Genomic DNA, 14,025 nt, shown 5'->3' on the forward strand with positions numbered 1-14,025 from the left:
ACCTTGGTGCGTAATAGTGTAAAGAAAACAAAATTCGTTTTACGTATGTAACTTACGAATTATCAACGTTGAAATTCTTCTCACATTTATTGTCGGCATTGCTATATTGCGAACTCCCGGAGGAGAGCCGGGGACACACTTGGCTGTACCCCAGCCAAGCCAAAAACAGATCAGCAGGACCACCTGCAACTACAAACTCAAGGGAAGATACATGATACGCACCCGCTCCATTCTGAAGTCCGCTCTGGCAACGGCACTGTTCGGCGCCGCGATCTGGGCGCCTGCGGCACAGGCATCCATCACGTCTGTCATCGACTTCAACAACATTTCCCCGCTCAACCTGAATGGCAATGAATCGGTCAAATTTGGCGACTACAAGCTGACCGCCAAGGCCAGCCCCATCGCCCAATACCTGGGTCTGGATTCGGTGGCCGGTTCCGGCATGACGGTGAACGGCGACACCGAGGCTTGCACAATCCTGGCTTGCCCGGCCAGCGATTCCCAGTACTACGCTGGCATCAACGACGGTTCCGTCGATTTCAGCAGCGCGTTCAATGACTTCCAGATCAGCAGCCTGAACTTCGCGTTCGTGGGTCCGGTGGCGGGCTTGCCTGACGACAGCTATGGCCAGTTGATCCTGACCGGCACCAAAGTCGGCGGCGGCATCATCACGGCGGCCCGTAACTTCGCCGGCCAGAACGCCAATGGCGATTTCGCCTTCGACCACTGGGACCTGGGCGCCGACTGGGCACAGCAGCACCTGACGAGCCTGTCGATCACGTCGTGCATCTTCTCCGGCAACGGCTGCATCAATTCCCTCGATGAACTGGCTGGCAACCAAGCCCAGTTCGCAATCGACGATTTGCAACTGACCACCGTTCCAGAGCCGGGCTCGATCGCCCTGCTGATGCTGGGCGCCGCAGGCATGGGCTTGGCTTCGCGCCGCCGCCGCGCCGCCAAGTAAGCACGTCTTTCGAACCGACAACCTAGGAACCAATAATGAAACTCCGTCCAGTATCGCTGGGCGTGCTGGCGCTCGTCGCCACCATCGCCACCGCCGTCAACGCACAAGAAGTGCGCCGCTCTTACATCGTGCAACTGGCTGACAAGCCGGTCGCCTCTTACACCGGCGACGTCGCCGGTCTGCCAGCCACCAAGCCTGCCACCGGCAAGCTCGACGTGTCCGCAGCCGACGTGCAAGCCTACATGTCTTACCTGGACCAGAAACAGGCCAGCGTCCAAGCCACCGTGGCCAACGCCACCATCCTGCACCAGTACAACACCGTCTTCAACGGCTTCGCCGCCCTGCTGACCGACGATGAAGTCCGCGCGCTGAAGAAAAACAGCGCCGTGGCCGCGATTTCCGTCGATGAACCGCGCAAGCTGGAAACCACTTACACGCCAGCCTTCCTGGGCCTGGACAAGCCGGGCACCGGCCTGTGGGACAAACTGGGCGGCAAAGCATCCGCCGGTGAAAACGTCGTCATCGGTATCGTCGACAGCGGCCTGTGGCCGGAAAACCCGGGCTACGCCGACCGCGTGGACGCCGATGGCCGTCCAACCCACGACGCATCGGGCACCCAGGTCTACGGCGCGCCGCCGGCTGACTGGAAAGGCACCTGCGAAACCGGTCCTGGCTTCACCACCGCGCATTGCAACAACAAGCTGATCGGCGCGCGCTTCTTCGACACCAGCTTCAAGGCCCAGAAAAAGACCCCGCACTACAGCGATTTCGCATCGCCACGCGACGCGCTGCGCGGCGGCTCCGACGCCGGCAACAAGGGCGGCCACGGTGTGCACACCTCCACCACCGCCGGCGGCAACGCCATGGTGGCGGCCAACATGGGCGGCATTGCGATCGGCGACGTGTCCGGCGTGGCGCCACGCGCCCGCCTGGCGGCCTACAAGGTCTGCTGGTCGTACCTGGACGCGGCGGCCGACGATGGCAGCGGCGTATCGAACAGCTGCTTCACGTCCGACTCCGTGAAAGCGATTGAAACCGCGGTGAAGGATGGCGTCGACGTCATCAACTTCTCGATTTCCGGTTCCCAGACCAACGTGATGGATTCCGTGGAAGTGGCGTTCTTCAACGCCGCCAACGCCGGTGTCTTCGTTGCCGCTTCGGCCGGCAACTCGGGCCCGGGCAACGCCGTGGCCCACATCAGCCCATGGCTGACCACCGTGGCGGCATCGACCCACAACCGCTTCATGGGCGCCACCGTGACCGTACCGGGCGCAGGCACCTATTCCGGCGCGTCGTACAACCAGACCGTGCTGTCCGGCTTGCCAACCGTGCTGGCCCGCCATGCCGCCAACGTGCCATACGCCAGCATGTCCGCTGAAGACAAGGCCGCCGTCGGCCTGTGCTACACCGACAAGGACCGCGCCGACGCCGTGTTCAACCCGGGCGGCAAGATCACCATCGCCTCCAAACTGGATCCAGCGAAAGCCGCCGGTAAAGTCGTGGTCTGCGACCGTGGCACCACCGCCCGCGTCGATAAAGGCGCAGCAGTGCTGACCGCCGGCGGCGCCGGCATGATCCTGGCCGACAACGGTTCCGGCCTGGTGGCCGACCTGCATGTGCTGCCGGCGATCCACGTCAGCGCCGCGGACGGTTCCGCCATCAAGACCTGGGTCAACAGCCATGCCGACGCGACCTCGTCGATGACCAAGGCGGTTGTTTCCGTGGGCGCCACCCTGGCCCCGAAAATGGCCGGCTTCTCGTCCCGTGGCCCGAACAAGGGCGACCTGAACGTCCTGAAACCTGACTTGACCGCGCCTGGCGTGGACATCATCGCGGCGGTTTCCGCACCGGGCAACCCTGCCCTGCGCGCCGCCATCGCCGATGGCAGTGTGGTTCCCGACGCGGCGTGGGCTTCGCTGCAAGGCACCTCGATGTCGAGCCCGCACGTGGCCGGCCTGGGCGCGCTGCTGCGCAACCTGCACCCGACCTGGTCGCCAGCGGCCATCAAATCGGCGCTGATGACCACCACCTACGGCACCTACAATGACGGCGTGGCCGGCATGTCGAACGGCCAGCTGCCATGGTCGCAAGGCGCGGGCCACGTGCAGCCGAACAAGGCGGCCGATCCTGGCCTGGTGTATGACAACAACGCGGTCGACTGGATCCGTTACCTGTGCGGTATCGGCAAGCTGGCCGCCAACAGCGCCAATTGCACCACCTTGGGCTCGATCCAGCCATACAACCTGAACCTGGCGTCGATCACCATCGCGGAAGTGTTGGGTAAAGCCACCATCACCCGTACCGTGACCAACGTGGGCGACACCGAATCGACCTACACCGCTTCGGCTTCCCTGCCAGGCTACACCGTGACGGTATCGCCTTCGACCCTGACCCTGGCGCCAGGCGCGAAAGCCACCTTCACCGTCAACCTGACCAACAACAGCGCGGCACAAGGCGCGTGGAGCTATGGTTCGCTGACCTGGAACGATGGCACCCACACGGTGCGCAGCCCGCTGACCGCCAAGGCCGCGATGATCGCAGCCCGTGGTGAAATCAGCAGCGAAGCCACCAGCGGCACCCAGGCCATGTCGATCGGCACCGGCTACACCGGCGCCTTGACGGTCAAGAAGGCCGGCCTGAAAGCGGCAACCCGCACTTCCGGCACCGTGGGCGTTGACCAGACCGCGGACGGCGGCGTGGCAGCTTGCAAGGCGGGCGGCGGTTCCGGCGTGAACTCGACCCTGGTGACGATTCCGGCAGGCGCACTGGTGGCACGCTTCTCGATGAAAGATGAAGACACCAGCGGCTTCAAAGCTGGCTCCACCGATGACCTGGACCTGTTCGTACTGAACAGCGCCGGCGCCATTGTCGGCAGCAGCGGCACCGCAACGTCGAACGAGCTGATCACGCTGAACGCACCGGCCGCCGGCACCTACCGTGTCTGCGTGCTGGGCTACGCTCCGCACAACGGCAGCGCCACCTACACGATGAGCTCGTGGGTCCTGAGCACCGCTGACACCGGCGGCAACTTCAAGGCCACCGCACCAGCGATCGTCTACACCGGCGGCACCGGCACCGTGGTCACCAGCTGGTCCGGCCTGGCGGCAGGCAAGGACTACCTGGGCGCCGTGCAACTGGTCGGCTCGGGCGTCACCAGCACCACCCTGGTGTCGGTCGATGCCACCGATCCACTGCCAGCAGCCACTGCGATCAAAGGCAGCAACGCAGCGAACTAAGCACGCCCTTGAGGCAGCGCCGGCGGGGGCCGGCGCATTTTGAACGCCGTACTTCTTCGGAAGTCCGGCGTTTTTTTATTCCGTCGGCAAGGTGTTGCCGGTGACACAGCGCCCGGCGACGCATTGCGCGCCTGGATCGGGAATCACTTCACAGGTGGACGGCGGCGCCGGTGCGCGGGCCAGTTCCTCGCGCCGCTGCGCCAGGTGGCGCTGCGCCAGCGCCAGCGCGGCGGCTTCATCGGCTTTGGCGACCGCGACATAACCGGCCGGGCCACCGCAAGCGCGCAATCCCACCGGCACGGTGCGGCATTGCGCCGCCTGCCGGCATTGCGAAGCAGCGCCCAGTGCGCGCAGGCGCGCCAGCGGATCACCGTCCGCCCCGGCATGGGCGCCCCCCGTCAGCGGCACACACCACAGGGAACCTAGCAAGGAACACAGCAGGGACAATTTCAGGACTGAAGGCGTACGCATGGCAACTCCCGGGGAAAGCGCCACTATATAGCAGTCGCCGCGCGACCACCGCGCAGCCGGTGCGCGTCAGTGCAACAGCGGGTTGTCCGCCGGCGCCAGCAGGCGCAGCGCGATACCGCGCGCCACCGCCTGGGCCCGGTTGCTGACGCCCATGGTTTTATAGATGCGCTGCAAATGGTTTTTCACGGTCCAGCCACTGATCCCCAGGATGCGGCCGATTTCCTCATTGTTCTTGCCCTCCCGTACCCATTGCAGGATTTCCACTTCGCGCCGGCTGACCGGGCGCCCCGCCTCCGGCGCCGGCAGCGCCGCGGCATCGGGCAGGCCGGCACCGGCGGCGATCCGCAGCAACCCCATGTGCATGTGCGGCATCAGCAATTCGAGGAAATAGGCATGGCGCGGACCGGGACGGAACGGCATGCCGAACAGCGCAAAGAAGGTTGCGCCGCCAGGCAGGGCGCCGCTGCCGTGCACCAGCACATTGGCGAACAGGTTGCCGTCGGTGGTGTGCTGGCGGGCGGCCAGCAAAACCGGCCGCAAGGGCGCCAGGCGCTGCGGCGCCGGGCCGTCCGGGGCCGGATCGGCTTCAAGGATGGCGGGCCGGGCCGGACCACTGCGCCACAGTTGCGCCAGCTGCCCGGCCAGGCCGCCATCGGCGCCCGCCAGCCGCTCGAGCGCGCCGCGCTCCAGCACGGCGCCGTATAAACACTGGACATCGCGCACCTGCCCGTCGCCGTCGAGCTGCAGGCATACCAGCGCCTGGTGCGGCAACAATGCCTGCAATTGGCCCTGCGCCCACAGGAACAGGCGGCGAGAATGGTCGATGGGCAAGGCCGCTTCGATCGCGCCCAACAGGTATTCCTGCTCGAGCTTGCTGAGGATGACGGGAAGTTCCAACGCAGGCAATCAATAAGGTCCGTGCCGCCGCGTCAGGCCGCGCACGACGCATCCCATGCGACAAAGCGGTAGCCGCTGCCCCGCACGGTTTCAATGTGGTCATGGTGGCCGGACGGCTGCAAGGCGCTGCGCAAGCGGCCGACATGGGCGTCCACGGTCCGCTCGTCGAGATAGACATGGCGGCCCCACACCTGGTCCAGCAGCTGGGCGCGGCTGTGCACCCGTTCCGGGTGGTGCATCAGGAAATTGAGCAGGCGGAATTCCACCCTGCCCAGCGGCACCTGGCGCTCCCCCGCCATCACGCGCAAGGTGCCGGGGTCGAGCCGCAAGCCCGCCATTTGCACTGTTCCGGGCGCGGCGAGCGGCTGGCGGCGGCGCAACACGGCGTGCATGCGCGCCAGCATTTCACGGGGACCGAAGGGCTTGGTCATGACGTCGTCGGCGCCGCATTCCAGCGCCATGATGCGGTCTGTTTCCGCCGTGCGCGCCATCACCATGATGATGGGCAAATCGCGCGTGCGCGGCAGCGCGCGCAGGCGGCGCACCAGCGACAGGCCGGACTGGCCGGGCAAATCCCACTCCACCAGCAATAAATCAGGCAGGGAATCTTCAAACTGTAACAGTGCGCTTTCAGCATCCGCGAGACAAGCCGGTTCGTGGCCGGCTTGGCGCAGGTTCAGCGACATCAGATCTTGGACTGCAGGGTCGCTGTCTAATACAAGTATCCGGGCAGGCATGATGCACCAGTGATGGAAAAGGCAGGATTTAACTATGCATTACCCCTGCTTGTCAGCACTAATACAATTTAAATAGAGGTTTGATTCGAATTTCGACTAAATCAAAAAACGCACTGCCCTATGAGGGGCAGTGCGTTTTCAGCCATCTTGTCGCGCACACAATGGTGCGCTTTTACAACACGCGGTGCTGAACGATTCAGGCCGCTTGCTTGCCGGTGCGGCGACGGCGCGCCAGCGCCATGCCGGCAACGCCGGCGCCCATCAGCAACAAGACACCCGGTTCCGGCACGGTGCCGACACTGCCCTGGCCGCCTTCAGTTGGCGACGGGGTCCAAGTGTATTCCAGCAGAGCATTGGTTTCCTCATTGAAGTTACCCAGCGGGTTAAGGTCATTGTCATAAGCCACGATGACGAAATGGGAAACGTACTGGGTCGCATCGTCGAACGCACCGGCAAACGTCAGGTCGAAGCCCAGGGTGCCGCCAAACGACACCAGATGGGACAGGTAGTTGTCGAGATTGTTATTCAACACATAACCGTCGGCGGTCTCGACAAAACCCCAGCTCCACTGGTCGTCGCGGTCAGCCTTGTCGAAACCCGTGAAGTTCGACAGGGTGGCCGTGGCCAGCGGTACGCCCGGGATGGCGGACAGGTTCATGTCCAGCAAGCCGCTGTCGACGCCGAAGGTGCTTGTATCGATGGAAACGTGGATGGTACCGGCAGTGGCCAGGCCGCTGGTGGCGGCCAGCACCGCAGCCAACGCTGCGCGGCGGACTAAAGTAACAAAGGTATTAAACATTTTTATTTCCTAACTCAAAAATTCAGAACGAGCCGCGATAGAACTTCGGCGTGTAAGTCACCATCAGGCGTGCCGCACCGGAGAACGTCAGTGGCACCGTGATGGCCGCGCCTGGCGCCAGGTTGACGTTGACCGTCACGTATGGAGCGCCTTCGTGCGTGCCGCTGGCATTGTCCAAGGTCAGGCCGGCAGCCAGGCTGTTCAGCTTCAGTTGGAATGGCCCCGTCATCGCCGCCCCACTGGTATTGGTGATGGTCATGCCACCGACATATTTCGACGTCGCGCGGTTATACGTGGCGCCTTGCTGCGTCAGTTTCACACTGCCCGCCAGGTCCACAAACTTCGGCTGCAGGTTCAGGCTGATCACGACCGGATCGTGGTCCGACGCGCGGTATGGCAACGCGGTGTACAAGTCTTGCGGCTTGGACTCCGTGTTGTAGTCGATCACGGTCGGTTCATCGGCATTGACATGCCACTCCGCCGCGCCGGCCACTTGCGGGCTCAGCGCTGCGCTGGCCAGCGCGTGGTCCAGGTAACCGCTGGTGCCGCCGAAGACGTACGAATACGGCATGCCAAATGGACGGATGAAGCGTTCCAGCTGGTTCACAAAACCGGCGCCCGTCATGGCGGCGATCGGATCTTCCTTGCCATACGCATTCATGTCGCCGATCAGCAGCACGTCGGCGTCGCCGCTGGCTGCCACCACTTGCGGCACGAAGGTGTTGACCAGGCGCTGCGCCTGCAGGATCCGGTTGGCGTTCCAGCAACCCTGGCTGTCACCCTGGTCGGCATCCGCGCCGGAGTTCGGGCAGCTGCCTTTCGACTTCAGGTGGTTGACGATCAGCGAGAATTTTTCGCCATTGGCGGCGGCGAAAGTCTGTGCCATCGGGGCGCGGTTGTTGATGGCGTCGCCATCGGACAGGGCGCCGCCCACCAGAGCCAGTTTCGACGGCTTGTACATCATGGCGACACGGATCGCATCGGTGCCCGACGCGGCCGGCGCCGGCACCACCGCATACACCGGGGCGCCAATCGCGGCGTTCAGCGCATTGGTCAGGTAGGTGACGGCGTAATCGCCATTGTTCTGGATTTCCATCAAGCCGATCACGTCGGCGTCGATGGCTTTCAGCTTGGCCACGATCTTGTCGCGCTGGCGGATGAATTCCACCAGGTTGTTGGCGCCACGGCAGTTCGAGGCAGAGGTGGTGTTACCGATCTTGCAGCCCTGGCCGGTGCGGCCTTCCACGTCGGCGCCGTTGGCGAACGTGGTGAAGAAGTTCAGCACGTTGGCGCTGGCCACTTTGACGTTACCGGCAGCCAGTACCGGCGCTTCTTCGCGCGGGTTGGTGCGCGAGAATTGCGGTGCGCCCACCGGCTGCAGCTTGAACGCCGCGCCGCCGCCACCGATGGCGCCAAAGTCGATCACGCCGGTCAGGCTGGTCACGGTGTCGCCCACGCGCACGGTGTTGTCCTGACCGATGTAAGGAATGGTGGCCGGGGTGGTGAAGATACCGTCATCGAGCACGATGATGCCGGCCGCGTTCGACGCCGCCAGGGCATAGGCTTCCGCCGTGCGGGCCGGATGACGGTTGGTCGGCACTTCCAGGCGGCCATTGGCCAGGGTCACTTCGCCACGGTCGCCCAGGTATTCGACCTGGTTGACGGTCAGCGGCTGCGTGAAGTTGACCAGCATGCCTTCGACTTTGCCCAGGTCATCGCCCAGCACCACGTTGGCCGGGGTGATGGTGTAGCCGGACGACATGACGACCGCCGCCGTCACATCCTTGATTTCCGTGTACGAGCGCTTGGCGCTGGTCGGCGTGTATTCCGTGACGGTGCCGGTGACGCGCACCTTGTCGCCGGCCTGCACATTGGCCGGGCTGTTGGCGGTGTACACAAAGACGCCGTCCGAGGTGTCCGGATTGCCGTCGCCATTCACATCCTGCAGGAAGAAGCCGGTGCCCACTTTCAGGGTCACGATGCCTTCCGTGGTTTGCACGGTGTTGTTGTATGGGCTGGTGGCGCCCGGGCCCTGGATTTCAGGGATGGAGCGGGTCACCGCGGCCAGGCCGGAAATCTTCACGGTCAACTGGCACGAGCCGGTCTGGCCCTGGTTATTGGTGAACTGCACCGTCACCGGGTAATTGCCCACGGCCAGGCCGTTCGATGCGGTCAGGTTGACAGTGGCGGTGCCGCCCTCTGCCGACGCTGCGGTGAAGTCGGCCAACGCCAGGCCGGTCATGGCGCCGGCGGAAATGGTGGCGCCGTTGACGATGCCGTCCAGGTCGGTCGCGGACAGCGCCGCGCTGCCGGCAAAGCCTTGCGCCAGCGCCAGCGCCGACGGGCAAGTCGCCACGATGGGTTTTTGCGGCGCGACCGAGCACAGGCGTTTTTCCGTTGCCGTGTTGCGCGGCGCCGGGACCGCCGTGGCGAAGTCGGCGCCGTTGTTGTCGGTGTCCGTGCAGCCATCGTTGCCGCGATAAGCGGACAGCAGGTTGCCCAGGACCGGGGTCGGGGCCGTGCCTTCAAAGGCATTGGCTCCGCCGAAACCAACGAAATCCACCAGCGCACCGCCGGTCGGGGCCGAGCCCGACAGCGCCGTGGTGCTCGACACCAGCGCAACCTTGCCGGCGCCTCCCGCCATCGCGATAGTGCCCACCTTGTCCGCCACCACCGTGGTGGCCGTGCCGCCGCTACCTGCCGCCTGCTGCACCAGGTAGTACTGGCCCGGTTCCAGAGTCACGGCGGTCAGCGGCGTCACTTGCCACGACGTGCCGGACGACGACGCATATTGCACGCTCCAGCCGGACAGCGAAACCGCCGCCGAGCCACGGTTGAACAGCTCGATGTAATCGTGCTTGAGGACCGCGCCGGTGGCGCCGGAGCCGTTGCCGCCCGCGCCGTAGACCTGGCTGATGACGATGTTGTCAGAGACGGCGAGCGCCGGGGCGGACATGCCTGCCAGCAAGGCTGCCAGAACGGTCATACGTCCCGGCACGGCGTGCAAGGTAGTGTGTTTCATGTGAATTCCTGTGGTGAGGGGGCGGCTGCTGGCGGCGCCAACATTAACAAAATGTACTTATTGTTATGTTTTGCATATTAATTGAAGCACATGACGTGTTGATGACAAGTCATTGATCCGAACGGACTAATATGCAACAAAAACCACACAGGAATGCGGGTTCCAGAGGACTTTCAATGTGAAATTAGAGCGCACGCTCCATGCGCTGTGAGCATGGATACAACAGTGCCTGCTCCCGGTGCTTGTATCGACATTATTTGAACGGCGCGGCCAGCGGCTCGCCGATAAACACGCCTTGCGCAGGCCAGGCCACGCTTTTCCAGTAAGCCTCGATCGCGCTCTGCCCCGTCACATAATGGGACAGCAGCACGGCCGGGTGGGGGAATTTTTGCCAGTAATTGCACGGTTCGCTGACCGTGCCGTAACTGGCGGTGGCGCCGGCTTCCAGCCAGCGCAGGCTGCTCATTTGCGTCGACCCCAGCAAATCGCCGCCCAGCGACGTCAGGTGGTCGGCCAGCGCACCGGGAGCGAAGTGCACGGTATCGAGCTTGCCGACCGTGGCGGCGCCGATCTGGTACACGATAACGTCATCGGCGTTTTCCAGCGCGGCGCCATTGAGCACATGCATGGCCACGCCCTTCCCTTTCAGCACGCCGGCGCGGGGGAAGAAAGGGGCGCGGCTGTTGCGCGCCTTGTCCGGGGTGATCACATAATACGCGCCCGCCAGCGCCGGCCTGCCCGTGGCGGCCGTCATGCCGCGCCCGATCAGCGCGGCGGCCAGTGGCCGGTCCGCTGCCGGCAACAGCATGGACAGGCGCAGGCCGTGGTCCGTGTACGGCAACCGCGACGGCGCGTTGAAGTAGGGGCTGGGTTTGCCGGGGCCGCAAGGCTTGCTGCACAGCGCGGGATCGAAGCCCAAGGTATAGGCTGCCGTGATGCCCTGGCACTCCACCGCATACGGCGTGCTCCACGCCATCAGCACGGCCTGGATGCCGGGCGCCAGTTGGCGCTCGATCTGCTGTTTTAATTCGGCAAAGCGGGCCGCATCGAGATTGCGGGGCTTGCCCGGAATGCGCACGTGGACGATATTTTCTTGCGGGATGGCGCGCTTTTCGCGGTACAGCTTGGCAACGGCGACACTGTCCGGATCGTCGTCATTGACGATCACGGCCAGTTGCGATGGCTGTAACGCGGTAGGGATGCGGGGTGATTGCGCCACTGCCGGATGGAGTATCAGGCACAGCGCGCACGCCAGCACCGCAACAGGTGCGATCCTGGCGGGGTGCGGCAAGCTGCGGCGGTCAGGTGCGCTGATAGACATCCTCGAAACGCACGATATCGTCTTCACCCAGGTAACTGCCGGACTGCACTTCGATCAGGTGCAACGGCACTTTGCCCGGATTTTCCAGGCGGTGGTTCATGCCGATCGGGATATACGTCGATTCGTTTTCCGTCAACAGCTTGACTTCCTCGCCACAGGTGACGCGCGCGGTGCCGGACACCACCACCCAGTGTTCGGCGCGGTGATGGTGCATTTGCAGCGACAGCTTGCCGCCCGGGTTGACAATGATGCGCTTGACCTGGAAGCGGTCACCGACGTCGATGCCTTCGTAGCTGCCCCAAGGACGGAACACTTTACGGTGCATCAGGTGCTCGGTACGGTCTTGCGCCTTCAGGTGATCGACGATTTGCTTGACGCGCTGAACCTGGTCTTTGTGGGCCACCAGCACGGCGTCATTGGTTTCCACCACGACCACGTCCTTGACGCCCACCACCGCCACGATGCGCGATTCCGCGCGCACCAGCGAGCCGGTCACACCGTCGAGGTAGACGTCGCCGCGCGTGACGTTGCCGTTGTCGTCCTTCCGCTGCACCTCATGCAGCGCGGACCACGAACCGACATCGCTCCAGCCGATATCGGCCGGCACCACGACCGCGTGCCGGGTCTTTTCCATCACCGCGTAGTCGATCGAATCGGACGGGCTGGAGGTAAAGGCGGCTTCATCCAGGCGGCAGAAGTCCAGGTCGCTGTAATCGTTTTGCACGGCGGCGGCGGCGGCTTTCGCCATCTCCGGCGCATATTGTTCGAGTTCGCGCAGGTACGCATCGGCGCGGAACAGGAACATGCCGCTGTTCCAGAAATAGGTGCCGGCCTTGACGAAGGTTTCCGCCGTGGCGCGGTCCGGCTTTTCCACGAAGCGCTCGACCTGGTAACCGTCACCCGCCGCGCCCTTCACCAGGTCGCCGCTCTTGATATAGCCATAGCCGGTTTCCGGCGCGGTCGGCACGATGCCGAACGTGGCCAGCGCGCCTTCGCGCGCCAGCGCCGCGGCGCGATCGACAGCGGCGTGGAACGCCGGCACATCATTGATCACGTGATCGGCCGGCAGCACCAGCATCATGGCATCCGCATCGATCGCCTTGACGTAGTTGGCGGCGGCCGCCACCGCCGGCGCCGTGTTGCGGCCCACCGGTTCCAGCAAGATGGCCAGCGGCTTGATGCCGGTTTCGCGCATTTGCTCGGCCACCAGGAAGCGGTGGTCGTTGCCACAGACGATCAGGGGCGCCTGCATCTCAGGCGCACCCGACACCCGCAACGCGGTTTCCTGCAGCATGGTTTTGTCAGTGACGAGCGGCAGCAACTGCTTCGGCAACACTGCCCGCGACAGTGGCCACAAACGGGTGCCAGCGCCGCCGGACAGGATGATCGGATAAATTTTCATTAAGCGTGTTCCAAATTGAGAGACATTTCTTCTTCCTGCCGGCGGCGACGGCGGCGATCGCGGGCATTGGCCCACTCGCCCTGCTCGTACTGCGAAATATGCTTCATTTCGCCGGCGCGGTCGACACTATAGTCCTTGAAGACAATTAATTCTTCCAGCGTAACGTCCGGTAACACACGAGTATATTCGAACAACACACTCTTCACCACTTCCGCGCCCGCGCAAATATGGCTGCCGTGGCCAATCCAGCTGGGACCGATGATACAGGCGCCCGCCTCCACCCTGACGCCGGACCCCAAATACACCGGACCTTCGATGCGGGTGCCGTTGCTCCAGTCGATGCTGGTATTGAGGCCGACCCATAGGCCGTCATCGACCTGGATGCCTGGCACTTTCATGTTGGCCACTTCGCCCAGCAGCACGCTTTGCAGCACTTCCCAGTAATCCTTGACGCTGCCGATATCGATCCAGTCGAACTTGCGTGCCTGCGCGTAGAACGGCAAGCCTTGTTCCACCAGCAGCGGGAACAATTCCGAACCAATGTCGAACGGGCGGTCGTTCGGGATCAATTCCAGCACCTGCGGCTCGAAGATATAGATCCCGGTCGAGGCCAGGTTCGACAGCGCAGCGTCGCGCGACGGTTTTTCCTGGAATGCCTGGATGCGGCCATCGCCGTCCGTCACCACCACGCCATACGACGACACCTTATCCCACGGCACTTCGCGCGTGATCACGGTCGCCAGCGCGCCTTTGCGGCGGTGCTCGAACAGCGCTGACTTGATGTCGAGGTCGATGATGGCGTCGCCGCACAGCACGATCGTGGTTTCATCGAAGAAGCGGCCGAAATCCTGGATCTTGCGCATGCCGCCTGCCGAACCCAGCGGTTCCGGCACCACTTCTCCTTCGTTGTTGGTATAGCCTTCGAACGAATAGCCGATCTGGACGCCGAATTGATGGCCTTCGCCAAAATACTCTTCGATCTTTTCGTGCAGGTAACTGACGTTGACCATGATTTCCGTGATGCCGTAGCGGGCCAGGTGTTCGACCAGGTAAGCCATCACCGGCTTGCCGAGAATCGGGATCATGGGTTTGGGTAAATCGTAAGTCAGGGGGCGCACGCGCGTCCCCTTTCCTGCGGCCAGTATCATCGCTTTCATTGTGTGCTCCTAGAGGTGT

Annotated in this window: 10 protein-coding genes; 2 read left to right on the top strand and 8 right to left on the bottom strand. The window is 63.7% G+C overall.

All coding sequences use genetic code 11. From position 1 onward, the window contains the following. Positions 1 to 211: 211 nt before the first annotated feature. Positions 212 to 964: an NF038120 family PEP-CTERM protein gene (locus AC1RRC_RS08035; RefSeq protein ID WP_493054763.1), complete on the top strand. Its 753-nt coding sequence runs from the start codon at positions 212 to 214 to the stop codon at positions 962 to 964. Between the two features lie 35 nt (positions 965 to 999). Then, positions 1,000 to 4,200, top strand: coding sequence for a S8 family serine peptidase (locus AC1RRC_RS08040; RefSeq protein ID WP_493054764.1), 3,201 nt, complete (start codon positions 1,000 to 1,002; stop codon positions 4,198 to 4,200). Between the two features lie 75 nt (positions 4,201 to 4,275). On the opposite strand, the gene AC1RRC_RS08045 is transcribed toward AC1RRC_RS08040, so the two are convergent. From AC1RRC_RS08045 to AC1RRC_RS08080, 8 genes are all read right to left on the bottom strand, one after another. Then, positions 4,276 to 4,671: a hypothetical protein gene (locus AC1RRC_RS08045; RefSeq protein WP_493054765.1), complete on the bottom strand. Its 396-nt coding sequence runs from the start codon at positions 4,669 to 4,671 to the stop codon at positions 4,276 to 4,278. A gap of 66 nt (positions 4,672 to 4,737) precedes the next feature. Further along, complete coding sequence (locus AC1RRC_RS08050) at positions 4,738 to 5,577, bottom strand: LuxR C-terminal-related transcriptional regulator (RefSeq protein ID WP_493054766.1); 840 nt, start codon at positions 5,575 to 5,577, stop codon at positions 4,738 to 4,740. A 23-nt stretch (positions 5,578 to 5,600) separates the two neighbouring features. Continuing rightward, a complete protein-coding gene (locus AC1RRC_RS08055; protein WP_493054767.1) occupies positions 5,601 to 6,305 on the bottom strand; it encodes a winged helix-turn-helix domain-containing protein in 705 nt (234 codons plus the stop codon). 196 nt (positions 6,306 to 6,501) lie between these two features. Beyond that, the gene (locus AC1RRC_RS08060) at positions 6,502 to 7,104 is read right to left on the bottom strand and encodes an NF038129 family PEP-CTERM protein (protein ID WP_493054768.1); all 603 of its coding nucleotides are present in this window, start codon (positions 7,102 to 7,104) and stop codon (positions 6,502 to 6,504) included. A 22-nt stretch (positions 7,105 to 7,126) separates the two neighbouring features. Continuing rightward, positions 7,127 to 10,126 (bottom strand): ExeM/NucH family extracellular endonuclease, encoded by a 3,000-nt coding sequence (locus tag AC1RRC_RS08065; RefSeq protein ID WP_493054769.1) that lies wholly within the window; start codon positions 10,124 to 10,126, stop codon positions 7,127 to 7,129. A gap of 253 nt (positions 10,127 to 10,379) precedes the next feature. After that, a complete protein-coding gene (locus tag AC1RRC_RS08070) occupies positions 10,380 to 11,447 on the bottom strand; it encodes a TIGR03790 family protein (RefSeq protein ID WP_493054770.1) in 1,068 nt (355 codons plus the stop codon). Further along, a complete protein-coding gene (locus AC1RRC_RS08075; RefSeq protein ID WP_493054771.1) occupies positions 11,428 to 12,849 on the bottom strand; it encodes a mannose-1-phosphate guanylyltransferase/mannose-6-phosphate isomerase in 1,422 nt (473 codons plus the stop codon). The genes AC1RRC_RS08070 and AC1RRC_RS08075 overlap by 20 nt, the downstream gene beginning before the upstream one ends. After that, the gene (locus AC1RRC_RS08080) at positions 12,849 to 14,006 is read right to left on the bottom strand and encodes a nucleotidyltransferase family protein (RefSeq protein ID WP_493054772.1); all 1,158 of its coding nucleotides are present in this window, start codon (positions 14,004 to 14,006) and stop codon (positions 12,849 to 12,851) included. Before AC1RRC_RS08080 ends, AC1RRC_RS08075 begins: the two co-directional genes overlap by 1 nt. Between the last annotated feature and the right edge of the window lie 19 nt (positions 14,007 to 14,025).

It is taken from the genome of Pseudoduganella sp. GW821-FHT12E03, from assembly GCF_058807115.1.